The organism is Acetobacterium sp. K1/6 (genome assembly GCF_034438075.1).
Taxonomy (GTDB): domain Bacteria; phylum Bacillota; class Clostridia; order Eubacteriales; family Eubacteriaceae; genus Acetobacterium; species Acetobacterium carbinolicum.
In genome coordinates, this window is sequence record NZ_JAXQGA010000005.1 from 1 (window position 1) to 26,079 (window position 26,079).

The following is a 26,079-nucleotide window of genomic DNA, read 5'->3' on the forward strand; positions in this document are numbered from 1 at the left end:
TGCGTCCCAGTTCCTGATCCTGATATGGAACCGGTTGACTATTATAAAGTCTCAAAGCTTAGTGTTATCGCTAAAGGAGAACCGGGCAGCACATCGTCACCCTGGGAACTGGTGCCACCGTTGCTGGAAGTTTACAGAGAAAGAGGACACCGCAGACTGGCAGCAAGAACCTATGATACGAAGTGTCGCAGTTGTATGTGGGGTTGTAGAATGCCAGTTGAGATCATTGTTGATAATTGGAATCCGAGAGGGCTAAGAAAGTATCGGTTTGAGGTTTCTGTTATGGTCCTTTAAGTTGCAAGCTGCATAAGCCTGGTCCTAACCGTAAGGTGGAAGGTCGGAATGGAATGGTGTACGTAGAGGAAGATTGGGTAGACCAGATGGCAGTAGAGCATCGGGGAGAAGATGAGTAGATCGGTGATAATAATTTGAAGGCAGCTCAAATAATAATCGGCCTTGATGCCTGGCACACTTAACCAATTTGAAAGGTCTTACCAGTGGTAAGAAAGGTAAATAACAATGAAAATAGAAATTTGGTCAGATTATAGTTGTCCTTTTTGTTATATTGGGGAAAGAAAGCTTGCCTTAGCCCTTGAGAAAACAGGTATAACAGAAGACGTTGAGATCGTCTTTTACTCGTTTGAATTAGATCCGAACGCAAAGAAGAGCTATGAAGAGAACATTAATCAATTGCTCGCTAAGAAATATGGGATGAGCATCGAACAAGCAATAGCCGCTAATAATAATATTATCAATGTTGCAAAAGAAGTTGACCTGGAATTCAATTTTGACAAATTGCAGCCGACCAATACCTTTGATGCCCATCGTTTGTCACATTATGCCAAGGAGAAAGGCAAGTTGATGGCATATACAGAAGCTGTGATGAAAGGCTATTTTACCGATTCAGTAAACATTTCAGATTTTGACGTGTTAACTACAATTGCAGGTGAAGTGGGATTAGATAAAACAGAAGCACTACGCATTTTAGAATCATCAGCCTTTGCAAAAGAAGTCAGACAAGATCAGTCGAATGCACATTCGCGCCAAATAAATGGTGTGCCATACTTCTTGTTTAATGGAAAAGAGGTCATAAATGGAGCACAATCAGTTGATACTTTTGTGGCCGTAATTGAAGAATTAAAATAAGTTTAAAAGCGGTTTTAAAGATCGTCAATCTAACAATAAATCTCTGGCAGTCGTTTCCGGCCGGATTTTTGACGGGCAGCTCGGTCAGACTTTTACTAATTGCTAAAATACACAGAAAGCGTCCCTGTCCTAAATGTAGCGAATGGAGCTTGAATAGACCTTGAACAAAATCAGGGATTAAGAAAAGCTAGCCGGAGAACAGAAGGTCATCTTTGTTTTACCAAGATGAGGGATTAAAAATTTGTAAAGAGGGGAGCTAAACGAATGAAATCCAGAAAAGTAAAGACTTGTCTGATCGTGCTGGTCATTCTAATTTTTGGCTTATCGCCGTCGGGAATAGCAGCATTGGAAAAGAGCGAAACAGATCTTGATGCTCAGAATTTTCAGCGAAGTACAAACCCGGAGCTGCTGGAGATGATCGCATGGAAGGGTGCTATTGCCAATAAAGAGACGGGTGAATCCATTGAATTCAACTCACAAGAGGATAAAGATCTGGTGACTCAAAGCACAGAACCCCAACTCGTTTATTTCAATGATGGTACCGGAGAGAAACATTATTATCAGGATATCATTGTCAGTTTGCCCAAAAATGTTGATCAAAGTGGTTCTGGCACAGAAATCAGCAGTCCCAGAACAGATGAAGATAATGTGATTTCGGTGGTACTGGGGATGCGCTATGCCACGGGAGACTTTGGGATATATCAGGTTGTCCGGATCGACGGCGTTTATGTGGATTGGGAAATAACAGATCCAACGGTTCGCCTGCAAGATGTAGAATTAGGATACCGGATTAGCAATGGCATTGGGGTGGAAAATGGTGCCATCAATGAGCTGGTACTATGGGATCTTGAAACAGCATCCAATTCCTACGAAACAGAACGAATTGCTCCTAGTCCATGGTTCCTTCGGACGAAAGACTTTGTTCATTGTCGGACCATTTTCTCGGGAAATTTGATCCATGAAAACGGCGATTCCCGGTCGATAGTATTGGAATATGATTATAGTAATTAAGGAGTGCGAAAATGACGATCAGTATGGTACAACGTAAAAAGAAAATAATGCAGTGGAGTTATACGTTATTAATTTGGGTGATCCCATTTTTATACCTGACCCTGTTCCCTTATCTTTTAAACTACACAAAATATTTAGCCCGGGATGAAATCTCCTTTGGTCCCAATGCCAGCAATTTTTATCAGAATTTATCGGTTTTTATTCTACCCATCGTGTTTAATCTGTTTATTGGTGCGGGCATCTTTATTTTGGGATCCGGCATTAAAAACGATAGCGGTAAGGCGATCCGTGTCGGTTGTATTCTGGGCGTGGTTTATTCATTTTTGATTCTGTTTAGTTATCCCATTTACTTTAATATTGATCTGCCGCTAATATATCAAATCTTTCGGTTGGGAATGTACACCGGGCCAGGGAATCCCAGTTTTATTCTGGTATTCTATGGGTTCTTGCTTTATCGGATTGTAAAAAAAGATCGACCTGACAAATCAGGTCAGTGACGTTGGAAATTGACATGCCAGGTGCACTTAACTTAAGATCATCCGGCTGCATGACAGCCTGATAATAAATTTATAGGAGGAAGACAATGGCATTTGAAGAAAGAAGTTTCAAATCATTTAACGAAAAGGATACAATCCAGGCTTGGATTTATAAGCCAATTCGCAAACCCCGGGGGATTGTTCAAATTGTCCACGGTTTTGGGGAACATTCACGACGCTATCTGCATATGATTCTCAAGCTGAACGAGGCCGGGTTTGTGGTTGCGGCAGATGATCATGTGGGACATGGTAAAACCGCCGCTCAATCGGGAAACTGGAGTGACTGGGGAAATAAAGGCTATCTGACCATGGCAGAAGATGAACACAGCCTGCGCCAATTGGTCCAGGCAGACTATCCCGAACTGCCTTATTTTATGTATGGTCACAGCATGGGCTCGATGATTGCTCGATCTTATGCGACAATTTATGGGGAAGGCATTGATGGTTTGCTGCTCTGCGGAACCTCGTCGATTTTTCCGAAGACTCAGGAGTTGGCGGCAGCGCTGCAAAAGTGCATCGAAGAAGGCAAAGGCGAAGAAGTCGATCCGAGCTACTTAGGCGTTCTTTTTGAATGGATGACTGGCCGCATCACTAATCCCCTGACCCCCAATGATTGGATTGCTGGCGATCCGGATATCGTTGCCGATCATGCCAGTGATCCCTTCAACAATTTCACCAGTCCGCCGAATATCCGCTCAACCTACGATTTTATCATGATGATTGATAGCATTATCGGAACCCAATGGGCCGAGAAAGTTCCGGCTGCCATTCCGGTTTATAATATTGCCGGTGATCAGGACCCTGTCGGTCTTTACGGAGAAGGTGTCTATGCGGTGTCAAACTGGCTGGCAGATACCGGAAATCAGGTCAAGACAAAGATTTATTCCGGCTATCGTCATGAAATCCACAATTATCGGGATATTCGTGACGCGGTCGAAGACGGCATGATCGACTTCATCAATGCGATCATTGCGACGAAGGAAAGCTGATTTACACGGCAGAAGTGTGATTGTGAGGGAATAAGATGTTTATAATCCACAGTACCAGCCATACTTAACTTAGTTGAAAGGTCTTACCTTTGGTAAGAATGACGAGGTAAAACGGGCAATATTATATAACTTTAAAAGTATCAGGTAATGACCGCAACAATCTTGATTCAATTAAGTATCCAATGGAAAGGAAACCGTAAACATGACTCAACAAACCAACAAAACCGATTTTGATTTACTACTGGCGATGCGCCATGATAATGGTGCGGATTTTTGGGCAACTCCGGATGGTCGTCTCGGCATTGAAAAACCAATCAGCACCTTGACAGCTTTGATGATCATCAGTGAATTAAATATTAGTGAAGATTCTGAGGCGTTGCGAGGGGCTGCGGATTTGGTGCTGGCAGCAATCAGGGAAGATGGTCGGGTGCGGATTGCGCCAAAAGCTGCCATCTATCCCTGTCATACAGCACATGCGGCAGCAGCCCTTTGTCGTAATGGTTATGCCGAAGACAAAAGGGTTCAGTCGATCTTTACCTGGCTCTTAGCAAATCGATTTAAAGATGGCGGATGGCGGTGTAATAAATTCATTTATGGTCGGGGTCCGGAAACGGAATTTTCAAATCCCAATGTTACACTTCTGGCCTTGGATGCCTTTCGATTTTCAAAAAAATATCTGGACAGCAAAGAACTGGACGACGCGGTAGAAACCCTTCTTGATCATTGGACTGTAAAAACACCAGTGGGTCCCTGTCATTATGGAATGGGAAGCTTGTTTATGCAGGTTGAATATCCATTCTTAAGGTATAATCTTTTTTATTATACTTATGTGCTGTCTTTTTACCCAAAGGCCCAACAAGATCAACGGTTTAAAGCAGCGTTTGAAGCACTTAGCCAAAAACTGGATGATCAACAGATGTTGAAAGTCGAACATCCTAACCGAAAAATCAGTCATTTTAGGTTCTGTCAAAAAGGATGTCCTTCTGAATCCGCCACCAGCAGATACGGTGAAATCGTCAAAAACATAACCATCAGACCGGTTTAAATTATTGGTGAAAAGATGTCGGTTCAAGAAAGTATGCATGTTTAAACAAATTAAAAATCATGGGCTCATAATGACAATTTTAAAAACGATATACCTGGCTGGTATCGTTGAGATTGATAAAAAGAGACAAGCTTTGACAGATTCAGGTCCAATGTCTAGAATTATCCGATCAAAATATCAGGACAAGCCACTGTTTTTTATGGTTGAACGAATGATTTCTTTCATTGTCGAGATGCCAGCGTCTTTATGAACATAATTTGCGGCTCCCAGTTCAAGGCACTCTTTGATTTCGTCAAGATCACTAATTGATGAAATCATAATAATGATGAAATCTGGATTCAGATCGAGTAAAATTTCGATCAGTTCTGTTCCAGAGTGACCAGGCATGTTGATATCGAGAAAAATGAGGTCAGGGTAGCTTGTCGTGTCAAGATCAGCTAAGAGTTCATCGCCACTGGCATATTCCTTCACAACAGACAGATTAAGTTCCTGGCAGATATTATGAAGAATTTTTCTTGAAAAAATACTATCATCAGCAATAGTGCATGTTAATTTTTGAATGTCCATTCAGATTATCTCCTTTTAAACACGATCATTCTGGTTGATTGAACGATTACTGTCGATATCACATTCAGTATTACAATTTTTTTTTCGAATTGATGATACCGGAAACTCGCCCTGAAACAGAATACCAATGCGTACCAAAAAAGCTCCTAATAAGATATAGCCCATTAATGATTGAACAAGAATGACAATATGTCCAATATAAGAAGTAGGATTCGCATTAATCTCACCAAAACCAAGGCCCGTCATGACAATGACTGAAAAATAGAAAGACCTAATTAAAACAAGAAAATGATTGCTTGACTGATTAATAACCAGATCATTAGTAAAGTGTGGGAAAATAGTATAAATTAGAGCAAAACCCAAAGTAGTTGCCAGAAACACTAAAATTAAACGAATCGTTGATGAACCATAATCGGTAATCCACCAGAAAAACTTGACTACCGGATTGATGATGGAATTACCTAAACTTTTTAAAAGTTTGAAAAAATTAACTATGGGGTTATGTTTGAATGTTTTTATATAGTCTGCGGTTGCAAGTTTTTTTTCTTCATACCAGTTTTCCCACCAGATACGGCGGATGTTACATTGGAAGCTTGACAATAAGACTGGCTCGATTCTACAACTGCTTAGCCCAACACCGGTAAAATTAGTTTTCCGATCATAATAGCAATCCCAAAATATTGTTTCGCCATCGACGGAAATGGCAGAGAAATCAGTATCATACATCTGTACATTTTTCATATCACATCCGAAAAAATCAGAATAGGTAAACGAACTGCCGGTTAAGCAAGTGTCATAAAATGAAACATGAAGGAAATTGGCATAATCTGCTTGAGTATGAGCCATGTAGCTTTGATGTATTTTACTTTTAGAAAAGTTTGCGTAACGTAAGTCACAATGATTAAAACGGGTCGTGACAAAATTACCATCGGTCAGGGTGGCCTGAACCATACTGCATTCCTCGAAGGTTGCGCCAAATGCTTGAACCTTATCGATTTGACACGAATCAAAGACGCAGTTTTTAAAGACTGATTCGGAAAAGTTGGCATCACAAAAAGAAATCTTGCGAAAGTTAAATCCGGTCAATTCAATAGAGGTGAGTACTTTGTGATCAAAATTTATTGATAATTTTCTGTTTCTCCGGCGGAAAGTGTTCCAATCATTGCTTTTATTCTGTTCAATACAGTCAAGCAAATATAAAAAAATATCAAATTCATTATTTTGATCCATAAAGATGACCTCGCTATTCGTATGATTCTTGGAAGCTTTGCTCTCCTATTTTTTAAGGAGAGTACTTAATAAATACCCCGGATCCATATGAATAACCAAGAAGGGGAAATTTTGTTAAAAATCTGACGCAAATTTTAAAATACGCTGCAAATTTATAGATTATAAGGTTTGAATTTATATAATAAGATAAAAAAAATACAAGCGGATTAGTTTTGTCAGCGAAATTGACGGACAGATTAAGGTGATGTTCGCACTACTTTCGCAAGGAATTTTGATCGCGATCGGGTTTACACGTTAATTGACAAATTCTTAAGAGAAGAAGCTTAATTTAGAAAGAAGGTATCAATTGAAATTAAAAAAGCGGATTATTATTTGGCTCATCGTGGCTATAATTCTAACCGGTTTACCAATTGGAGTGGTCGCAGCCAGTCAAGGCATTCACAGTTATAGTCAAGTCAATGATTTAGATTATGATGCTAAGATTGATGACCAAATCGTTATCATTTATCAGAATGAAGGCACGATTAAGGATCTGGGGCTGACGACGAATCAGATTGAAGCCGGCGAAAAACTAAATGATCAGGTTGATATTATCAAGGTCAAGGATGGAAGTCAGGCTGATGCGCTGGTTTTAGAGCTTTTAAAGAATCCCCATGTGCTGGCTGCTCAAAAAAATGCTTACCTCAAATTAGCGAGCCTACCAAATGATCCAATGTTATCCGAAGCCTGGCAATTTGAAGCAATCGGCGCCGATAAGACCTGGGATCAGGTTAACAATAAAGAGTCAGTCGTCGTCGCGGTCCTTGATACCGGTCTTAATACCAACCACCCGGATATCATCGGCAAGTCTGTCGACGGTTATGATTATGTCATAGGACAAACGGCGACAATCGATGAGGTTGGCCATGGCACTGCGATCAGTGGCTGTATTGCGGCGATTGCCAATAATGAGATTGGCATCACCGGAGTGGCCGGCATCGCGGATATTAAAATCGCTCCATACCGGGTTGGGGGTGAAACGGTCGATGATTACGAGGTCAATCTGGGTTATGCCTGTGCCGCCCTTTATCATGCGGCCAATCGCCCCGAGGTGCGGGCGATCAATATGAGCTTTGCGGGATATGAGGTGTCGCCGGTTTTGGAGACGGCCATCGCTTATGCGGCCAGTGCGGGTAAGATTTTAGTGGCGGCTTCCGGAAATGATGGCGCCGTTCCAGAAAAAGCTGGGAAAATTACGATACCTTCTGCCTATGACGGGGTCATTTCGGTCGGTGCCACGGATCGTGACAATGTGATTGGCGATTTTTCCCAGTATAACGAAAGGGTTGATCTGTGTGCACCAGGTGTTGAGACTACGACTCTGTGGGCTCAGGATAATTATATCACGGAGTCCGGGACATCCCTTTCATGTCCCGTTGTAACGGGTGCCTGTGCGGTTCTGGTGGCAGCGGATGCAACGCTTTCGGCAGCTGAGGTCGAGGCGGTGTTAAAAGAAACAGCCATCGACCTGGGTGTAAGCGGTCGTGACGATCACTATGGTTATGGTCTGATTCAACTGGATCAAGCTCTGGCCCAGGTCATATCGAAAGATCCCGTGGTGAACACCGCCTATCGTACCCATGTTCAAAATGACGGCTGGCAGGCGCTGGTGAACAATGGTCAAATCAGCGGCACCGCGGGTGAAGCCCTGCGCTTAGAAGCCATTGAACTGAACGCCAGTGCCAGCAACTACGATATCGGTGTTCGGTATCAAACCCATGTTGAAAATCAGGGTTGGCACGATTTTGTGGAGAATGGTGAAGTAAGCGGAACCGAGGGTGAATCGCTACGTCTGGAAGCCATTAAAATTGTGTTAATCGGGGCAGATGCCGATCTTTTTGATGTTTACTATCAGGTTCATGTCCAGGATGTCGGTTGGATGGATTGGGCAAAGAATGGAGAGCCAGCCGGAACCGAAGGTTTTGGTTACCGTCTGGAAGGGATTAAGGTTCAGGTGGGAGTAAAAGGAAGTGAAGTGCCGGGGAAAGTGGAACGCCCATATCTTAAACAATAAGTTGGATTTCAGTTGAAGTTCAGTCAATCGATTAGCTGTGACCCTGGGATCTCTTGTCTTAAAAACAGTGCCATGCCTTTTCACAAAAAATAATTTTTAAAAAAAGGAGATGAAATGAAAAAAATCAAAACAACTCAAAAGATAGTCCTGTTTATGTCTATACTATTGATGGTCAGTTTAGCCGGTTGTGCGAATTCAAATGCCGGAAAAACGGTTAAACCGAGTGTGTCCGAGGACTATTATGGTGCCATTAATTATGACCTGCTAGCGGAAAAAAAGATTCCGCCAACTGAAGGATCGTGGTCCTTCTTCTATGAATTGGGTGAAAAAACATCAGTCCAGCTTCAAGAGATTGTCACCGAATTGTCAAATAGCAAAGAAACCTATCCCAAGGGCAGCAGTGAACAAAAAATAAGTGATTTGTACGACTGTGCCATCGATCTGGACAATCGTAACGCTCAGGGTCTTAAAGCCGTTACACCCTATCTGGAGCAGATTGAATCAGCCCGGAATCTGGAAGAATATCTGGATGGACTAATCGCTTTATCAACAATTGGCCAGTCCAGCTTGATTAATTATGGTTATTATCAGGATGACATGAATTCGGATACAATGATGGTTGGATTCGAGTCGATGGATGATTTAATTGGCAAAGAATACATGGAAAACGATTCAATGCAGGCGTATTGCGACGCCTATAAAGAGTATATCCAGGATATGTTAGTTCTTGGCGGTGAAGAAAAAGAGGCAGCCGGGACAAATGCCGAAGCAGTGTATGCCTTTGCCAGCACGGTGGCCGCACAGGCCTTGGCACCGGAGGAGTTTTATAACCCGGATCGCTACTATAATGTCTATAGCTATGAGCAGCTGCTGGCCCTTTACGGTAATATAAATATGCAAAAGTATCTCGAGGCTCAGGGGCTTTCTCGTGAGGATCACTACGTTGTTTTTGAAGTGGATGCAATAAAACAGATCAATGCGATGTTTACCGAAGAAAACCTGCCGGTACTGAAGGAGTATACAAAATTTGTTGTATTAAATGATCTGGCCGATTATGCACCGGTTGATTATCGGGATCTTAAGCTCAATATGGAAATGAAACTGGATGGCTCTACTGAGAAAAAAACCGACGAGCGGTTGGCCTTTGACGAGGTGGAAACGTTTCTTCAGTGGGAATTCGGAAAGATCTATGTCGAAAAGTACTTTGATGAAAAAGCCAAGCAGGATGTTAAAACCATGGTTGCAACGCTCATCGAAGAGTACAAAGAAATCATCAACAGTCAGGATTGGATGAGCCCGGAGACAAAACAAAAAGCCATTCTGAAGCTGGATACCATGGATTTAAAAATTGGTTATCCGGATCAGTGGAGTACTATCGGCGAATATCTCCAGGTGAGTGCGAAAGAAGAAGGTGGTAGTTATCTATCAAATGTGATTGAACTTCGGAAGGCGAACAGGCAATTTGACTATGATGAATATAAAAAGGGCGTCAATCGGGAGCAATGGTATATGACACCCCAGGAAGTCAATGCTTATTACAATCCGGCCAATAATGAAATCGTCTTTCCAGCGGCCATCTTGCAGGCACCATTTTTTGATGAAAATCAAAGTAATGGTAAAAATCTCGGTGGGATCGGTGCCGTCATTGCCCATGAAATCAGTCATGCTTTTGATAAAAGCGGATCTTTATATGATGAAAAGGGCAATTACAATATCTGGTGGACGGACGCAGAATATCAAAACTATGACACCTTGTCACAGAAAATCATTGATTATTACGGTAACTATACCATTTCTACCGGAGATGCTGTTGATGGCACCCTGACCCTGTCAGAAAATATTGCTGATCTGGGGGCCTTGTCCACGGTCACAGCGGTGGCCGAAAAACAGGGCGAATCGCTGGAAGATGTTTACACCAACTGGGCAACGATCTGGGCCAAACTCACGACTCAGGATCTCGAAAAGAATTATTTGCTGAGCGATGTGCATGCACCGGCATCAGTACGCGTCAATGCCGTGCTCAGTTCAATCGATGCATTTTATGACATCTATGGGATTAAAGAAGGTGATAAAATGTATGTCGCTCCAGATAAACGGGTAGCGATCTGGCAGACAAAAGCAACGAAGTAATTTTGCTCTGCACGAATAAGGCAAATCATAAAAAAAGAATCAATTTCTCGTATGGTTTTGATAATATTTCTATAAGTGAATCGTAATATAAAACTGACAAAACCAACACCAGTGGACAGCAGGTCAGGCAATTACCCTTAAGATATTGGTTTAAAATGAACCACAGGGAGGCTGTAAATGGAAAATAAAATAACAAAAAGAACGGATCTGTTGGATCGGAAAGGGCATGTAATCAAGCCCGGCTATGCTACGAAAATGCTATATAACTATAACAAAGAGAATATTAAAGCCCATCCCTTCGCACTGAAGGAATGGGACTTTTATCAAATCTATTGCGGTGATTACATTCTTAAGATGACCATTGGCAACATTTCATATATAGCTAATTTTTCGGCTGAACTTTTTAATGTGACAACAAAGGAGAGTTACTCATTTTCAAGAATGAAGCCCTTGCCGCTAAAAAGCATTGTACTGCCAAATGACCCGGAGCAGCCGAGTCTTATTCGGGTTGAAGGTAAAGACTACACCATGAGCTTTGAAGTGCAGAAGACGCATCGGCAGCTAAAGCTGACGGCCAAGGACGATAAAATTGGGGCCATTAATATCGATATTGTCCTAAACAACGACATCACTAATGAAAAAATGGTGATTGCGACACCCTTTGCCAAAAAGACAAAATTTTATTTAAACTGTAAAGAAAATTATTTTGGCGGAAAAGGGATCATCGCGTTTGGCCAGCGACGGGTTGAACTTAATGAGAATAGCACCGCAGTCCTTGATTGGGGCAGAGGGGTGTGGCCTTTTTCACAAGAATGGTTTTGGGGCAACGGTTCAGCCATTATTGAAGGCAACCACTTTGGATTTAATATTGGCTGGGGATTTGGTGATTTAAAAAACGCTTCGGAGAATATGTTTTTCTGGAACGGGAAAGCTTATAAACTAGGCAGACTTCATACTGAAATTGACACGACGGATTATATGAAACCCTGGAAATTTCGTGATGAAGAGGGGAAGTTTCAGTTTGTGATGACACCAATTTACGATCAGGTGACGGATACTAAAGTTGCATTTATTCAAATGTACTGTCATCAGTTATTCGGTTCTTTTGACGGAGTTGTGATGTTGCCAGACGGTAAAAAAGTTATCATAAATAATCTGTTGGCATTTTGTGAACATGCGAAAAACAGATGGTAGATAAGCAAAAAAGAAGGTGACAGAATGCTGCTGATAGTGCTTGGCTCAACTTAACGTATGGGTTTAACTATTAATTTAGAAAGTAATTTTTTAAAGACGTTTTGTTTGTCATATTCCATGTTGTATAGTTTGAATTGACATTCAAAACGTCTCGCTGTTATTGCTTGTTTTTCACCAAATTATTTAGTTCAGCAGCTTTCTTTTTAGCATCGAACCTTGCGTACACATAGAAAGCAATGGTGTGAAGCACAAGAGAAAGGATCAGCGATGCCTCATATCACCTGTCACTTAAAAAATTACAGCTTAAACAAATCGGTGCTGAGATACTTTTCGCCACGGTCCGGGAAGATCACCACAATCAGACCGGAATCAATTTTTTTAGCCACTTCGGTAGCGGCATACATCGCCGCACCACTGCTCATGCCGACAAAGATGCCTTCTTTTTTGACAATTTGACGGGCAAAATCAAAGGCGATCTCCGATTCAACCATGATATGTAAATCAATCTCATCGGGTTGATAGATGGCCGGAACAATAGCTTCTTCCATGTTTTTAAGACCCTGGATGTAATGACCAAGCACCGGTTGGGCTTCTACAATTTTCACATCCGGATTGTGCCGACGAAGTCCCATGCCAACGCCCATAATGGTGCCGGAGGTCCCTAAAGAGGAAACAAAGTGGGTAACCTTGCCTTGCGTCTGTTCCCAGATTTCCTCGGCTGTGGTGGAATAGTGGGCGAGCTTGTTATAGTGATTGCTGAATTGATCCGGATTAAAATAACGCTCCGGATAGGCGGCAACTAATTCCCGCACCTTACGAATTGCACCATCGGTTCCTTCGGTCGGTGAGGTCAGCGTGACGGTCGCACCAAAGGCTTGAATCATTTTACGGCGTTCAATCGAGACCGCTTCGCTCATGACGATTTCCAGCTGATAGCCCTTGACGGCAGCGATCATCGCCAAACCAATCCCGGTATTTCCACTGGTCGGTTCGATAATGATCATGTCTTTGGTTAAGACACCTTCGGCTTCAGCCTGCTCAACCATTTTAAGGGCAATCCGATCCTTAATACTGCCAGTTGGATTAAAACCTTCGAACTTCGCCAGGATTTCCACATTAGGGTTAGGATTTAAATGATTAATCCGAACCATCGGGGTATTACCGATGGTTTCTAAAATATTATTATAAATAAGTTTCTGCAATTGAGTAGTCCTTTCTATTGATAGAATTAGTGCATAACTTATTATAGTACAAAAATAAAGTGAAATACAATCATTTTCAGAACCGTTTGAGTGAAACGAATTGGACAGGAAGATCTGAGCGCGCTTAAAATTTAGTTACACTTAAATTAGCTGATTGATTAATTTTTACTAATATGTTATGATAACGTTAACAAAACCTGATCAGAAGCGAATACAAAAATGACTTGGTTGCTCATTTTTAGATTACGAGGAGGTAATGAGATGTTTCAGGGCGGTTATATGGGAAAAGTGTTGCGAGTAAACCTCACAACAAAAACAGTATCGGTTGAAGATTTGCCGGAAAAGATTGCCAGAGATTATATTGGCGGCGCCGGTTTTGGGGTGAAATACCTCTTTGATGAGGTCCCCGGTGAGGTGGATCCCCTGGGGCCCGATAACAAGCTGATTTTTGCGCCGGGTCCTTTGAGCGGGACCTCGGCACCCTGTGCCAGCCGGATCGCGGTAACGACCAAATCCCCCTTGACTGGGGCAGTGGGAATGTCTTTGTCTGGGGGTTATTTTCCAGTTGAACTGAAATTTGCTGGCTACGACGTGCTAATCATTGAGGGAAAATCAGAAACCCCGGTTTATCTTCATATTAAGGACGATAAGGTGTCGATAAAAAATGCCGAAAAAATTTGGGGGATGGATACGCAGATCACTCAGACGATCATCAAGCAGGATGTGAATGATCAGAACACTCGGATTGCCTGTATTGGCCAAGCCGGGGAAAATCTGTCGAAGATGGCGGCGATTATTAATGAGCGTCGGGCCTTTGGTCGTAAAGGTGTGGGCGCGGTGATGGGCTCAAAGAATCTAAAGGCCATCGCTGTAAGAGGAACTCAGGATGTGCCCATTGCCAACCCTGAAGCCTTTGCGGCGGCCCGTAAGTTCATGCTGGGGGCCATGAAAGATAGCCCTGTTTTATATCCCGAGTTTTCGAAGCTGGGGACCCCAATGGTAGTGGATGCCACCTCCGCCATGGGGATGTTTCCATCTGAAAATTTTCGGACCACCGGCGAAAAAGATTATTCGACTTCCATTGGGGTCGAAGCCAGCATAAGCCGTAACAAGGGCAACGAACATTGTTATGGTTGTCCGGTAGGTTGTACCCAGCTGAAACTGGCCAAGGGTAAACGCTATGAAGGTGGAATGTCGGATCCTGAATACGAAACCTACTACAGTCTTGGCGGTGTGGTAGGGGTAGAAAACGTCGATAGCATCATTTATAATGATATGATATGCGACAAGTATGGCTTAGATACTATGTCAGTGGGGGTCACCATTGCCTTAGCCATGGAGCTTTTTGAGCGCGGATTACTCAGTGAGAAAGACACGCAAGGGTTTGATTTACGCTTTGGAAATCATGAAGTAGTGACTCAGTTGATTGAAGAAATTGCCTTTCGACGAGAAGGACTTGGAGAGCTGCTTTGCGATGGCTCACGGGTTATGGCACAAAAAATTGGCGGCGGCGCCAGTGATTTTGCCATGCATATCAAAGGATTGGAGTTGCCAGCCTATGATCCCCGGGGTGCTAAGGCTCATGGTCTGAATTTTGCCACCAGTTATACGGGAGCCGACCATAATCGGGGTTATGCCTTTCAGGAGATATTTGGGATTCCGGTACCTCAGGCCTATGATCGCTTTGCCGTGGTTGGCAAGGGTTGGCTGACCAAATGGAATCAGGATATCCGCTGTGCCACCACTGATTGCCCCACCATGTGTGGCTTCTTGATGGATATGGCACTGCCGGCCATTGCTGAGCAAAACACTGCTGATCTTGTCAGCAGTGCCAGCGGTCTCGTCCTGACTAAAGAAGATGTCGGCAAGGTTGGGGAGCGGGTTAATAACCTAGCTCGGGTCTATAACATTTCAGCCGGTTTTACCCGGGCGGATGATAACTTTCCCAAACGAATCATGGAAGAAGCCATCAAAGAAGGCGGCTCCAAAGGACAATTGATACCCGAAGCTGATCTGGAAATCATGCTCAACGAATATTATGATGCCAGAAATTGGAGCCAAGACGGGGTACCGACTCGAGAAAAATTAGCCGAACTTGATCTGCCTGAAGCTGTAACACTGCTTGAAAAACGGAATATGTTATAGAAAAAAAGAATGATTGGAAAAAAATGATTGCGATACATATCACCACCATCATGGGTTTAAAAGCTCTGATGGGTGAAAAAAAAGACCAGACCATCGTGCTTTCAGAGGGTGATACAGTTCGGGATGCCCTGAATCAACTTTGTAACAGCTATGGGTCAGCATTAAATAAACGACTTTTTGATGACACCGGAGCGCTTAATACGGGGATTGCTGTTTTTGTAAATGGCTGTGTGATCCATGCTTTAGCAGGGCTTGATAGCAGCTTGAAAAATGATGATACGGTATTAATTTTTCCGCCGGTGGGCGGGGGATGAGCGAAAAAGAGGTCAGCTTGCTGATCTCTTTTTTTTTTGACTTTAGTCTGTTGAGCACGCAAAGTGGGCAAAACAATAAACCACCTGCTATGCGGGTGGTGGGCAAAAGGGTTATACCCAAAAATCACCTTTCCATGTAAGATAGAGATGTTCAGGCTCTATCAAAAGTAAGGAAAGGTGATTTAATGGCAAATAAGACAAATAGTCTATCCCATACAAAATGGATGTGCAAATATCATATTGTATTTACATCTAAGTATAGACGAAAAATAATTTATAATCAATACCGGGAAAGTATTGGTGAAATATTAAGGCAATTGTGTAAATACAAGGGAGTTGAGATTATTGAAGGGCATCTGATGGCAGACCATGTGCATATGCTGGTCAGTATTCCGCCCAAAATAAGTGTGTCTCAATTTATGGGATACCTCAAAGGAAAAAGCGCATTGATGATATTTGACAAACATGCAAATTTGAAATATAAGTTCGGAAACAGACATTTCTGGGCGGAAGGATATTATGTTAGCACGGTTGGGCTAAATGAAGCAACAATACGGAAATATATCGAAGAACAAGAAAAACATGATATAGCATTGGATAAATTGAGTGTGAAGGAATATGAAGACCCCTTTAGGGGATAGCTGGTAATACGAAAGCTCCTTTAGGGGCAAGCAAAAGTGGCAAAGGCAATAGAGCCTGAACGAAGTGAAGGCCAGCGTCTTGAGGCGCCGGCCGGTAACAGAGGCTTATAGCCTCAGAGCAAACCACCCGTTAGACGGGTGGTGCTGATAGTTAGTACATGATTAGAACCTCAGCAAAGCAATAACACTTTCTCAGAAGCGCGTTTTTTAACTGAGAAATCATAACAATCACGATAAGATTTTTATCTTATTGCTGCTTAAATTATTCTTATCGGGTAAAATAATAGAAAGTGAAATCAGAAAAATGGTTATCCATGAGACAATGAAAGGCAGAAAACGATGAAAAATGAAAATATTAAAACCTTAAAGTACTTCTTGAAAGACGATATTCGACAGGAAACTGATTTTAAAAGGACCGATCAGAATATGGGCGTCCCAGCCCCGCCGATTGAAAAACCATGTCCATTGGATGCAAAGAAAATACCTTTAATTGAGCCTGAAGCGGTTAAGATCGGTGAAGTGTCTTTAAAGACAGCCATTTTACGCCGAGAATCACGGCGTAGATTTAGCAATGAAGCCTTGTCCATTGACGAATTGTCATTTCTTCTCTGGGCCACCCAGGGAGTTCGCAAGTGGCAACAGAAAAATGCTCTGAGAACCGTTCCCTCAGCGGGAAATCGTCATGCCCTGGAAACCTATCTGGCGGTATTCAATGTGGACGGCCTGGAAACGGGAATCTATCGGTACTTGCCGTCCCAGCACCAATTAGTTCTAGAATTATCACCGGATCATCTCAAAGAAAGGATGACAGAGGCGGCATTAAATCAAAAATTTGCCGGATCAAGTGCCGTTACCTTTATCTGGACAACCATTTCCTATCGGATGGAATGGCGCTATGCTGAGGCCTCATACAAGGTAATAGCTTTGGATGCCGGACATATCTGTCAAAACCTCTATCTCGCCTGCGAAGCCATTGGTGCCGGAACCTGTGCCATCGCAGCTTATGATCAGCAAGCTGCCGATCGCCTCCTTAGTATAGATGGCGAAGATGAGTTCGTCGTTTATATGGCACCAATTGGGAAAGTTTGATGATGGTATACAAGATCCGCTTCTTATGCAGTTTTGGTCTCCTTCTAGCATCGACGATATGTTATAATTAATGAGTAATATTTTTGAGATTGAGATTGTGGGGGAATAAATGGAACAGGTAAATACAGTAATAGAAATGAATCAACTGATTAAGACAAATGACATGTTGCTGGCATATTTTGGCAGTAACACTTGTGGCGTGTGTCGTGACCTGCAGCCAAAAATTAATGCGATGATTGATCGCTATCCAAACATTCGGGCGGTTAAGATTGATGTGCAAAACTTGTCGGAATTATCGGCTAGTTTTCACATCTTTTCAGCTCCGGTTGTGATGCTGTTCATTCAAGGTAAAGAAACAGTAAGAGAAGCTGGTATTATTAGTCTGAACAGTCTCGAAGAAAAAATCTCCAGATACTATCAGCTTTTTTATTTGGAGGCGACGCAATCGTAGTATAAAAGATCGGTGACTGTTTGATAAACGATGGTTTTGTTATTAAAAAGAAGGCATCTCTTTTACCGAAGTAAACACTTTAACTAGGGTTATTAACACAACCAAATTTTGCAACTAGGATTGAAAAAACCGGGTATTTAAGTTAAACTTAACAAGTAAAGTGAATCAACGCAGAAACTGGAGACAAAATGGAAATCAGCAATAAAATAAAATGTAATATTAAAGATACCGCCCTGATCTTCGAAGGTGGGGGAATGCGTGCCAGCTATACCGCTGGATTTTTGAATAATCTATTGGAAAACCATCTTTATTTCGACTATGTTGCTGGAATATCGGCTGGCTCAAGCCATAGTGTTAATTATTTATCCCGGGATCCTGAAAGAGCTCGACGCTCTTTTGTGGAAATCGCCCAAGATCCTAATTTTGGTGGCTGGAAGTCCTTTTTAAAAGGTGATGGATTTTTCAGATCCCAATATCTTTACGAAGAAACATCTCTACCTGGCGGGGTTCTGCCGCTGGATTTTGAAACCTTTATGGAGAATCCCGCCCAATTGCGAATAGGAATGTTTGAACGCAGTTTAGGAAAAGTTATTTATTATACCAAGAATGATATTAAAGATATCAAAGATCTAATGAAAATTGTTCGGGCATCCTCCTCACTGCCTATTTTTATGCCACCAACCCATTATGACGGTCAGTCCTTTGTTGACGGCGGATTGGGTGGAGGCATTGCCCTGGATATTGCAAAACAAGACGGATATCAGAAATTCTTTGTTGTGTTGACGCGGGAAAAAGGTTATCGAAAATCCCCGATTAGGTTTAAGCGATCCATCAAAGCTTATTATCATAACTATCCCAAGGTGGCTCGGGCGATGCTGCGACGCCATGTGATTTATAACAAGACCTTAGATGAATTGGAAGCCCTGGAGCGCAAAGGACAGGCTTTTCTGGTTTATCCGGAGACCATGCCAGTGTCAAACCGTGAGATTGACTTTGAGAAACTTTTCCAAAGCTATCAGCTCGGCTATGCACAGGGAAAACGGGATGTTCCGGAATGGAAACACTTTCTAAAAATCGACTAAAAATCTCAACGCGCTTTTATAAAATAGGAAAGCTAAGTTATTTCATTTTAAAAGAACACCAGGACTCTTGTCTTGACGATTTGATTAAGATACAATGAAATCAAGTTTATCTTTCAATTATAAATAAGGAGTTCTTACCTTGAACAATATAACAAAAGATACAAAAAAAACAATTATATATATCACCGGAGTATTTTTTGTCCTCAGTTTGGTGTATTTTTTGATCACTCTGGTAATCCAGATTAATATCGACACCGTTCAAAAAAATGAAATTATGACACAGGAAGAACAATTGGTCGATGTTGAGAAAACCATTGTCGCTAATAATGTCAATCGGCTGGTAACTGATCTGTTGTACGTCACCGATGCCTTGAAATTGGGTGATAACGCCCGCGGTGACTATAGCGATGTTGAAGATCACTGGTTGGCCTTTTCAAACCGCAAAATGATCTATGATCAGATTCGCTTTATCGATGTAGATGGCAATGAAGTGATTCGGGTAAATTATGCCGATACCGGTGCCACTCTCGTTGACAGTGATGATCTCCAGAACAAGGCAGACCGCTATTATTTTACCGAAACAATTGATCTGGATGATAATCAGATCTATGTCTCAAAACTGGACTTAAACATGGAAAATAATCAGATTGTGCAGCCTATTAAACCGATGATTCGCTTGGTAACACCATATTATGACACGAACGGCCAACTGGAGGGAATCGTTGTGCTGAATTATTCTGCCGTTGATATGCTAAGTCAAGTGGGAAAAATTTCTTCCACCAGTCAGGGCAATATTTTTATGCTCAATGCCGATGGGTATTGGCTTTATAATAGTGGTGATGGTAGCAAAGCCTGGTCATTTATGTATGATAATCGACAGGATGAAAGCTTTAAGAACGATTTTCCCGATATCTGGCAGACTATTCAGACAAAAGAAAACGGTTCTCAGATTTCCGATGCAGGCGTCTTCAATTATACGAAAATTCTGACGGATGATGAATTTGCATTAGACAGCGACCATTCCCTGGTTTTGGGATTGGGGGATTGGACCATTATTTCATATATTTCGCCGGATACTGAGGATGGCAAGTTGTTAACAGGTAGTTTGTTTGATACCGTCCTACTGGTCTTAAAAAATAATCTCTTTGCTTATTTTCTGATTTTCACACTGGCCGCGTTTTTAGGGGTGCTGTTGACCATCAGTAAGGCGAAAAATGATGAAATTAAGTACTATTCTGAATATGACACCATGACCGGGATCTATAACCGCCGAACCGGCTTCGAAAAATTAGCGCAGCTATATAAAAATACCGAGAAAAACAAAAGTGAAATTTCAGTCTGCTTTATCGACATCAATGGTCTCAAGGATGTCAATGATTATCTGGGACATGATGTTGGCGATGAACTGATCTTAACCATCACTAATGGTATCAGGAATATGATTCGGGAAAATGATTTCGTGGCCAGATTGGGTGGCGATGAGTTTCTGATCATCTTTGAAGGCTTGGATGAATCCGGGGCTGAAGCGATCTGGCAACGCATTGTGGAAGAATTTGAGCACATCAATGAGACACAAAACCGTCGCTATCAAATCAGTGCCAGCCATGGGATTGAAACCTTCAGTGGTGGCACCAATGAATACATTGACACCATTATCAACCAAGCCGATGCAAAAATGTATCGTGAGAAAAAAAGCATCAAAAAAGGTTTGAAGATTATCCGGGACTTTAAACCCGGCGCCGAAATTGAGCCAGTAATTAAGAATTAAATAAGTATGATTGACTGACCTCGTCTATTGTAATATGATAGCCAATAAGTAAAATAAATCAAAAAGTGTTGCAACATAAAAACAGGAAAGAGGATAAATCCGTGAAGAAGTGTTTCCAAAGCAGTTTGATCGTATTGCTGGGGCTGTGTCTGTTTGCCGGAATGCTCCCGGCCGGGATCATGGCGGTCGAAAACCCAAGTGTGAGCTATCGGACCCATGTACAGAATGATGGCTGGCAGGAATTTGTAACCGACGGAATCATGAGTGGCACCTCTGGCAGGAGTTTGCGACTGGAGGGTATTGAGGTGAAGCTGGATGCTCCGGATTATGATCTGGGCATTACCTATCAAACTCATATCCAGAACATCGGTTGGGAAGCGGATACCGACCGGGGTTGGCAAAGCAATGGTGCCATGAGCGGCACTGAAGGGCTGAGCTATCGGCTGGAAGCCATTCAAATTAATTTAACCGGGGCTGATGCTGCAGGTTTTGATGTCTATTATCAGGTTCATGCCCAGAATATGGGCTGGTTGGGCTGGGCTAAAAACGGAGAAAGCTCAGGAACCGCGGGTTACTCGTATCGGCTGGAAGGCATCCATATTGTCATTGTGCCCAAAGGCGGAAACCCGCCGACGGGAACCGTGGACCAGGATGCTCCCTTTATCGAACGAAAATCCGTGCCAGGGAATTTGATGATTCAGACAACGGGCAGTGATTTTAATGAGAATGCCATGGGGCTGGATCGCGTTGAGATTGTAGCAAATTCCGGAGATGGGGCAATTGTGCTTAAGTCCGGAAATCAATCGGGAGTATATACTTCCAACATCTTTAATGCCAACTCATTTACCAAAGCGGTGCTTTCATGGGATACGGACACGCCCGATGGAACCCTGGTTCAGGTGGAAGCCCGGGTCTGTGAAAATGCCGTGGACGCTAATGGCCTGTCCACCGAAAACTGGTCCGACTGGCTCTCCTGGGGACGGTGGGGAACCACCATTAACCGCTCCTCCGGGGTCGGAGTAACCGATGGTCCGGTCGCCAAAATGGATGTCGATACCCTGGTGGTCAAGGACGGAAAAACGGCCAATAAAATTCAGTATCGGGTCATCCTCCATTCCGGTAACGCTGGAGTGACGCCCACGGTGCGATTAATCTCAGTGGCTTTAAGAAATGCCAATCCCGGCCAGGGAATTACCAAGGTCTTTACCGATAATCCGGATTTATCAAACCTACCGATTCTCAATGTCCCCCAGTTATCGCAGATGGTTCGGGAGCCTTCAATTGCCGATTCCATTTGCAGTCCCACCAGCGTGGCGATGATCTTAAATTATTATGGAACCCCGGTTCAACCGGAAGGCGCGGCCTGGGGATCCTATGATTATGGTTATCAAGATTTCGGCAACTGGCCATTTAATACCGCCTATGCCTCAAGCTTTGGTTATCACGCCTATGTGGACTATTCAACCATTGAGGGCTTAAAACGAGAAATCGCTGGCGGTCATCCCGCGGCGGTAGCAGTGGCCTATAAAAACAGCGCCAGTGTTAACGCAAATTTACCGGTAATCGATGGGGCACCAATCCGGTCAACCTATGGTCATCTGATTGTGGTTTGCGGTTTTACCCAGGAAAACGGTACCGAGTATATCATCATCAATGATCCGGCCGCTTCGAGCGATGCCGGAGTTAGGGTCCGATATCGATTGGATCAGTTTGTGGCTGCCTGGGCAGAGTCCGGCAATATCACCTATATTATCCATTAGCATCAAAATATATATAAATTCCATTTAAACAAAAAAGAACCTGAAATTCAAGGTTCTTTTTTGCTTCCATATGATTATGCAGAAAATTACTAGGATTCGACATAGCAGGGCACAAAATCAGGCTTTGATGGCCCAGCGCAATTTTGCTGATCGGGCCCGGCCATTGGCATGGCATTCTTCGGCGGAAGGCCTAAGCGGACCGGGAGCCACCTCACGATAGATGCCTTCTCGAAAAAAACGCTGAAACGATTTTTTAACCAGTCGGTCTTCGCCGGAATGAAAAGACAGGATGGCAACCCGGCCGCCGGGGGCAAGCACATCAGGCAGTTTTTCCAGAAATTCATATAACACTTCATACTCGTCATTGACATCAATTCGCAAGGCCTGAAAGCACCGTTGACAGGTTTTTTTCATGGCTTCCTTACTATTGCTGCCGGGAATATTTTTAAGGGCTTCTTTGATCGTTTCCTGGAGCTGGGTTGTGGTTGCCAGGTCAATGCCCTTATTCCTTTTGGCGATGATGGCGGTGGCGACAGCGGCTGCATTGGGTTCGTCAGCGTTTTCAACGAACATACCTTCCAACTCATCCAGGGAAATGGTTTTTAGCCGCTTCGCCGCAGAGATACCTTTTTCGGGATTAAGTCGTAAATCCAATGGCCCTTCAAACTTAAAAGAAAAGCCCCGTTCGGGATTATCAATCTGCATTGAAGATACCCCCAAATCTGCCAGAACAAAATCCAGGGGTTCAGATTCCCGGGCAATCTCATCGATTTGCGAAAAGTTGAGATGCCGGATGGTCAGAATTTCCGGCCCATAACCATTATCTTCGAGACGCTTTTGCGTCCGGGGCAGCTCGATGGCATCCACATCAGTGGCGTACAGGTGACCCTGACCTTCAAGACATTGCAGCATGGCTTGGGTGTGGCCACCAAACCCAAGGGTGGCATCCAATCCGATTTGTCCGGGTTTAATCGCCAGAAAGTCGAGGATTTCATTAACGCAAATGGAGCGGTGCATTCCGGCTGGGGTGCTGCCTTTTTGCATTACCTTTTCCACCGTATCCGCATATTTCTCGGGCTGTAGTTCCTTATACTTATCTTTATATGCCTTGGGGTGGGTACCTTTGTAGCGTGGACGTCGTTGATGCTTCGGTTCCTGATTATCCATTGAATAACCTCCGTAATTCAAATTCGGTGATCGTTGAAATTGATGGTAAAGCTGATTGGATATAAAATGAAGTGCTCATGCTTTTATCCGCCTTTTTATAGTTTTGTGAGTCTTATGATACCAAATACGATTTGTAAAAGCAAATCAGGTACGCGCCGACGAACAAGTTCTTTGAAATTCTGGTTTGATGTGGTAAAGTAGATTAGCGGGATTCCATGATTTCATGGATCGGTTCTAACGGTTAGCGGCAAAAATAATGATGCCATGATGATAACAGCTCAGACTGTTAAAGATCCACAAAGAAAAATAAGGAGTAGATGTAAATGAGTAATAAAAATACAAAAAAGACAGCACCATCGATTGATGCATGGTTAAAAGAAGCTAAAAATGATCCGGAGGCCTTACAGGAGGGCATGTATCTGGTTCATAACGGCACCGTCCGTCAAACACCCAAAGCCAAGGTACGACAAGGGCTCGATGACGGCTCGCTGGTCACCGGCATGGAATTTTTTTATGATGCTAAAAAGGTGGAAGCGGCTATTGCTAAAACAAAAAAAATGGACGGCATCTTTCATGCCCGGGTCTGGCTAAACGAAGGTCAGCTGGAGCTGGGTGATGATATTATGTTTGTCCTCATTGGCGGTGACATCCGCCCCCACGTAATTGATGCCCTGCAGTATCTGGTGGAAACCATAAAAACCACCTGTGTCACCGAGATTGAGCAGAAGTCAGTCGACGCTAAGCAACAGGCTTGAGATCTTCAAGCAAGCTATTAAATTTTACATGTTTTGTCGCATAATATTATTTTGTGACAAAACTACAAAAAAATAAAAGCCAGCTTTTTAGCTGGCTTTTATTTTTGCCTATTAATTTTGTAATACTAAATTGAAGCAGCCTTGACTTGTTCAAATTCATCTTGAATTTCCTGAGAGGGTTCTTTGGTCATCAGGGAAACGGCTACGATAAAGGCACAGGATACCAGGAAGGCTGGCAAGAGTTCGTAAATCCCGAAAACGCCGCCTAATGGCTTGATGAAAAGTCGCCAGATAAAGACCATGCCGCCGCCGGCGAGCATTCCGGCAATGGCACCTTCTCGATTAATTCGTTTCCAAAATAGTGAGAAGATCATCAATGGCCCGAAGGTGGCACCAAAACCAGCCCAGGCAAAAGATACGATATTAAAGATAACACTGGTTTCATCAAGGGCAAGAAGAACCCCAATGATTGAAATCACAATCAGGGTGATATGCGAAACCCGCATGATTTCTTTATCGGTAGCGTCTTTTTTGAGGATACCCTCATAAATATTCTTTGAAAAAGCCGATGCGGCAATGAGCAGATAGGAATCCGAAGAACTCATGGTCGCAGCGAGTATCCCGGCCATTACAAATCCAGCGATCAAAGGTGGCAGTAGATTAGTTGACATCACAATAAAAATGCTTTCTGCGCCGCTTGGGGTCAGCAGTTCCGTTGGGAATAAAACCCGACCGATTAGACCAATGAAGACGGCAGCAAACAGCGAAATAGCACACCAGGTGGTGGCAATGCGTCGGGCCTTGGGAATTTCGGCAGCATCCCGAATGGCGATAAACCGCAGCAATACCTGGGGAACACCGAAATAGCCAAGACCCCACGACATGGTGGAGATGATTGTCAAAAAGGTGTAAGGCAAGGCTGCACCAAAGACCGGGTTACCAGCTAATACCTGTTGTGTACCGTCGACCACCGTTGGATTGGCAATACCGAAGAAATCAAAGAAACCGGGAATGCGCTGGATATTTTCCATCACGTCACCAAATCCCCCGGCCGCCATAACGCCAAGTATCAAAACGAGAGAGAGTGCAATAATCATGATAACACCCTGCATAAAGTCAGAAACACTTTCAGCCAGGAAGCCACCCAATAAGGTATATAGAATAACAAAACATGCACCCGCAATCATCACAACCTGGTATTGAATGCCAAACAGTGAAGTAAACAACTTGCCTACGGTCACAAAGCAACTGGCTGCATAAACGGTAAAGAAAACCAGAATAAACACGGAAGCAATCAGCATGATGACTTTTTTACTTTCTTTAAAGCGATTACTGAAATACTCTGGAATAGTAATGGCATCACCTGCGATCGCGGAATAGTTCCGTAGTCGTTTAGCGGTAATCTTCCAGTTCAGATAAGTTCCTAAAGCGAGACCTAGAGCGGTCCAGAAAGCATCGCTTATGCCACACCAGTACGCTACACCGGGTAATCCCATCAAAAGCCAACCGCTCATGTCGGATGCTTCTGCACTCATTGCCGCCACCCAGGGACCCAGGGAACGGCCGCCGATAAAATAATTGTCACTGCTGGCGTTGGCGATTTTTAAAAAATAGATGCCGATACCAAGTATCGCCACGATGTAAATGATCATGGCGATCAGTATTTGAATGTTATCAGTACTCATTCTTTTCCTCCTAAATTAAATTCAATGTATTATAGCATAGAATGAATAAGGATACAAAGAAATGGAAGAAAAAATACCCGCTACAGAGCCTCCAAAGCCATTTAGGTAAGTTTATCTCA

The 26,079-nt window shown here is 43.1% G+C and carries 23 protein-coding genes and 1 pseudogene; 19 read left to right on the top strand and 5 right to left on the bottom strand.

All coding sequences use genetic code 11. From position 1 onward, the window contains the following. From U2P91_RS05515 to U2P91_RS05540, 6 genes and pseudogenes are all read left to right on the top strand, one after another. Positions 1 to 294: pseudogene (locus U2P91_RS05515) on the top strand (hypothetical protein); the annotation flags it as partial. A 225-nt stretch (positions 295 to 519) separates the two neighbouring features. Then, positions 520 to 1,146 carry a DsbA family oxidoreductase gene (locus tag U2P91_RS05520; protein WP_111886785.1) on the top strand — a complete coding sequence of 209 codons (627 nt, stop codon included), beginning with the start codon at positions 520 to 522 and terminating at the stop codon, positions 1,144 to 1,146. A gap of 264 nt (positions 1,147 to 1,410) precedes the next feature. Next, the gene (locus U2P91_RS05525; RefSeq protein WP_111886786.1) at positions 1,411 to 2,157 is read left to right on the top strand and encodes a hypothetical protein; all 747 of its coding nucleotides are present in this window, start codon (positions 1,411 to 1,413) and stop codon (positions 2,155 to 2,157) included. An 11-nt stretch (positions 2,158 to 2,168) separates the two neighbouring features. After that, complete coding sequence (locus U2P91_RS05530; RefSeq protein WP_111886787.1) at positions 2,169 to 2,654, top strand: hypothetical protein; 486 nt, start codon at positions 2,169 to 2,171, stop codon at positions 2,652 to 2,654. Positions 2,655 to 2,740: 86 nt separating this feature from the next. Continuing rightward, positions 2,741 to 3,682, top strand: coding sequence for an alpha/beta fold hydrolase (locus U2P91_RS05535; protein ID WP_111886788.1), 942 nt, complete (start codon positions 2,741 to 2,743; stop codon positions 3,680 to 3,682). Between the two features lie 202 nt (positions 3,683 to 3,884). Continuing rightward, a complete protein-coding gene (locus U2P91_RS05540) occupies positions 3,885 to 4,727 on the top strand; it encodes a prenyltransferase (RefSeq protein ID WP_111886789.1) in 843 nt (280 codons plus the stop codon). Positions 4,728 to 4,904: 177 nt separating this feature from the next. Here the strand turns inward: U2P91_RS05540 and U2P91_RS05545 are convergent, their stop codons facing one another. Both U2P91_RS05545 and U2P91_RS05550 read right to left on the bottom strand, forming a co-directional pair. Next, positions 4,905 to 5,294 (bottom strand): response regulator, encoded by a 390-nt coding sequence (locus tag U2P91_RS05545; protein ID WP_111886790.1) that lies wholly within the window; start codon positions 5,292 to 5,294, stop codon positions 4,905 to 4,907. 15 nt (positions 5,295 to 5,309) lie between these two features. Beyond that, positions 5,310 to 6,524, bottom strand: a complete 1,215-nt coding sequence (locus U2P91_RS05550) for a pentapeptide repeat-containing protein (RefSeq protein WP_111886791.1) — start codon at positions 6,522 to 6,524, stop codon at positions 5,310 to 5,312. Positions 6,525 to 6,870: 346 nt separating this feature from the next. Here U2P91_RS05550 and U2P91_RS05555 point away from each other — a divergent pair, with 346 nt between their 5' ends. The 3 genes from U2P91_RS05555 to U2P91_RS05565 all read left to right on the top strand — a co-directional run bounded on the left by U2P91_RS05555 (position 6,871) and on the right by U2P91_RS05565 (position 11,901). Then, positions 6,871 to 8,577: a S8 family serine peptidase gene (locus U2P91_RS05555; RefSeq protein WP_111886792.1), complete on the top strand. Its 1,707-nt coding sequence runs from the start codon at positions 6,871 to 6,873 to the stop codon at positions 8,575 to 8,577. A 114-nt stretch (positions 8,578 to 8,691) separates the two neighbouring features. After that, positions 8,692 to 10,707, top strand: coding sequence for a M13-type metalloendopeptidase (locus tag U2P91_RS05560; protein ID WP_111886793.1), 2,016 nt, complete (start codon positions 8,692 to 8,694; stop codon positions 10,705 to 10,707). A 177-nt stretch (positions 10,708 to 10,884) separates the two neighbouring features. Next, a complete protein-coding gene (locus tag U2P91_RS05565; RefSeq protein ID WP_322519241.1) occupies positions 10,885 to 11,901 on the top strand; it encodes a DUF2804 domain-containing protein in 1,017 nt (338 codons plus the stop codon). A gap of 296 nt (positions 11,902 to 12,197) precedes the next feature. On the opposite strand, the gene U2P91_RS05570 is transcribed toward U2P91_RS05565, so the two are convergent. Then, positions 12,198 to 13,091: a PLP-dependent cysteine synthase family protein gene (locus tag U2P91_RS05570; protein ID WP_111889657.1), complete on the bottom strand. Its 894-nt coding sequence runs from the start codon at positions 13,089 to 13,091 to the stop codon at positions 12,198 to 12,200. Between the two features lie 273 nt (positions 13,092 to 13,364). On the opposite strand from U2P91_RS05570, the gene U2P91_RS05575 reads away from it, so the two are divergent. The 9 genes from U2P91_RS05575 (at position 13,365) to U2P91_RS05615 (ending at position 22,353) form a co-directional block, all read left to right on the top strand. Then, positions 13,365 to 15,248, top strand: a complete 1,884-nt coding sequence (locus U2P91_RS05575; RefSeq protein WP_322519242.1) for an aldehyde ferredoxin oxidoreductase family protein — start codon at positions 13,365 to 13,367, stop codon at positions 15,246 to 15,248. A gap of 23 nt (positions 15,249 to 15,271) precedes the next feature. Beyond that, entirely contained in the window at positions 15,272 to 15,562 is a 291-nt protein-coding gene (locus tag U2P91_RS05580; protein ID WP_322519243.1) for a MoaD/ThiS family protein, read from the top strand. Next, positions 15,559 to 15,702: a hypothetical protein gene (locus U2P91_RS05585; protein WP_322519244.1), complete on the top strand. Its 144-nt coding sequence runs from the start codon at positions 15,559 to 15,561 to the stop codon at positions 15,700 to 15,702. Before U2P91_RS05580 ends, U2P91_RS05585 begins: the two co-directional genes overlap by 4 nt. Positions 15,703 to 15,747: 45 nt before the next feature. Beyond that, entirely contained in the window at positions 15,748 to 16,203 is a 456-nt protein-coding gene (gene tnpA / locus U2P91_RS05590) for an IS200/IS605 family transposase (RefSeq protein ID WP_322519245.1), read from the top strand. Between the two features lie 339 nt (positions 16,204 to 16,542). After that, positions 16,543 to 17,292 carry a SagB/ThcOx family dehydrogenase gene (locus tag U2P91_RS05595; RefSeq protein ID WP_322519246.1) on the top strand — a complete coding sequence of 250 codons (750 nt, stop codon included), beginning with the start codon at positions 16,543 to 16,545 and terminating at the stop codon, positions 17,290 to 17,292. A 109-nt stretch (positions 17,293 to 17,401) separates the two neighbouring features. Beyond that, positions 17,402 to 17,743, top strand: a complete 342-nt coding sequence (locus tag U2P91_RS05600) for a thioredoxin family protein (RefSeq protein WP_322519247.1) — start codon at positions 17,402 to 17,404, stop codon at positions 17,741 to 17,743. Between the two features lie 188 nt (positions 17,744 to 17,931). Further along, positions 17,932 to 18,825 (top strand): patatin family protein, encoded by an 894-nt coding sequence (locus U2P91_RS05605; RefSeq protein WP_322519248.1) that lies wholly within the window; start codon positions 17,932 to 17,934, stop codon positions 18,823 to 18,825. A 139-nt stretch (positions 18,826 to 18,964) separates the two neighbouring features. Continuing rightward, positions 18,965 to 20,593: a diguanylate cyclase domain-containing protein gene (locus tag U2P91_RS05610; protein ID WP_322519249.1), complete on the top strand. Its 1,629-nt coding sequence runs from the start codon at positions 18,965 to 18,967 to the stop codon at positions 20,591 to 20,593. 101 nt (positions 20,594 to 20,694) lie between these two features. After that, the gene (locus U2P91_RS05615; RefSeq protein ID WP_322519250.1) at positions 20,695 to 22,353 is read left to right on the top strand and encodes a C39 family peptidase; all 1,659 of its coding nucleotides are present in this window, start codon (positions 20,695 to 20,697) and stop codon (positions 22,351 to 22,353) included. Between the two features lie 117 nt (positions 22,354 to 22,470). Here the strand turns inward: U2P91_RS05615 and rsmH are convergent, their stop codons facing one another. After that, positions 22,471 to 23,520 (bottom strand): 16S rRNA (cytosine(1402)-N(4))-methyltransferase RsmH, encoded by a 1,050-nt coding sequence (rsmH, locus tag U2P91_RS05620; RefSeq protein ID WP_322519251.1) that lies wholly within the window; start codon positions 23,518 to 23,520, stop codon positions 22,471 to 22,473. A 323-nt stretch (positions 23,521 to 23,843) separates the two neighbouring features. Between rsmH and U2P91_RS05625 the strand changes: the two genes are divergently transcribed. Further along, entirely contained in the window at positions 23,844 to 24,275 is a 432-nt protein-coding gene (locus tag U2P91_RS05625) for a molybdenum cofactor biosynthesis protein MoaE (RefSeq protein WP_111886806.1), read from the top strand. Positions 24,276 to 24,400: 125 nt separating this feature from the next. Here U2P91_RS05625 and putP read toward each other — a convergent pair whose 3' ends face one another. Continuing rightward, positions 24,401 to 25,960, bottom strand: coding sequence for a sodium/proline symporter PutP (gene putP, locus U2P91_RS05630; RefSeq protein ID WP_322519252.1), 1,560 nt, complete (start codon positions 25,958 to 25,960; stop codon positions 24,401 to 24,403). Positions 25,961 to 26,079: the final 119 nt, after the last annotated feature.

Bases quoted from the DNA above. Each gene is read 5' to 3' on its own strand.
- U2P91_RS05520 (WP_111886785.1), top strand. From the start codon at position 520: ATGAAAATAGAAATTTGGTCAGATTATAGTTGTCCTTTTTGTTATATT.
- U2P91_RS05525 (WP_111886786.1), top strand. From the start codon at position 1,411: ATGAAATCCAGAAAAGTAAAGACTTGTCTGATCGTGCTGGTCATTCTA.
- U2P91_RS05530 (WP_111886787.1), top strand. From the start codon at position 2,169: ATGACGATCAGTATGGTACAACGTAAAAAGAAAATAATGCAGTGGAGT.
- U2P91_RS05535 (WP_111886788.1), top strand. From the start codon at position 2,741: ATGGCATTTGAAGAAAGAAGTTTCAAATCATTTAACGAAAAGGATACA.
- U2P91_RS05540 (WP_111886789.1), top strand. From the start codon at position 3,885: ATGACTCAACAAACCAACAAAACCGATTTTGATTTACTACTGGCGATG.
- U2P91_RS05545 (WP_111886790.1), bottom strand. From the start codon at position 5,294: ATGGACATTCAAAAATTAACATGCACTATTGCTGATGATAGTATTTTT.
- U2P91_RS05550 (WP_111886791.1), bottom strand. From the start codon at position 6,524: ATGGATCAAAATAATGAATTTGATATTTTTTTATATTTGCTTGACTGT.
- U2P91_RS05560 (WP_111886793.1), top strand. From the start codon at position 8,692: ATGAAAAAAATCAAAACAACTCAAAAGATAGTCCTGTTTATGTCTATA.
- U2P91_RS05565 (WP_322519241.1), top strand. From the start codon at position 10,885: ATGGAAAATAAAATAACAAAAAGAACGGATCTGTTGGATCGGAAAGGG.
- U2P91_RS05575 (WP_322519242.1), top strand. From the start codon at position 13,365: ATGTTTCAGGGCGGTTATATGGGAAAAGTGTTGCGAGTAAACCTCACA.
- U2P91_RS05580 (WP_322519243.1), top strand. From the start codon at position 15,272: ATGATTGCGATACATATCACCACCATCATGGGTTTAAAAGCTCTGATG.
- U2P91_RS05585 (WP_322519244.1), top strand. From the start codon at position 15,559: ATGAGCGAAAAAGAGGTCAGCTTGCTGATCTCTTTTTTTTTTGACTTT.
- tnpA (WP_322519245.1), top strand. From the start codon at position 15,748: ATGGCAAATAAGACAAATAGTCTATCCCATACAAAATGGATGTGCAAA.
- U2P91_RS05595 (WP_322519246.1), top strand. From the start codon at position 16,543: ATGAAAAATGAAAATATTAAAACCTTAAAGTACTTCTTGAAAGACGAT.
- U2P91_RS05600 (WP_322519247.1), top strand. From the start codon at position 17,402: ATGGAACAGGTAAATACAGTAATAGAAATGAATCAACTGATTAAGACA.
- U2P91_RS05605 (WP_322519248.1), top strand. From the start codon at position 17,932: ATGGAAATCAGCAATAAAATAAAATGTAATATTAAAGATACCGCCCTG.
- rsmH (WP_322519251.1), bottom strand. From the start codon at position 23,520: ATGGATAATCAGGAACCGAAGCATCAACGACGTCCACGCTACAAAGGT.
- U2P91_RS05625 (WP_111886806.1), top strand. From the start codon at position 23,844: ATGAGTAATAAAAATACAAAAAAGACAGCACCATCGATTGATGCATGG.
- putP (WP_322519252.1), bottom strand. From the start codon at position 25,960: ATGAGTACTGATAACATTCAAATACTGATCGCCATGATCATTTACATC.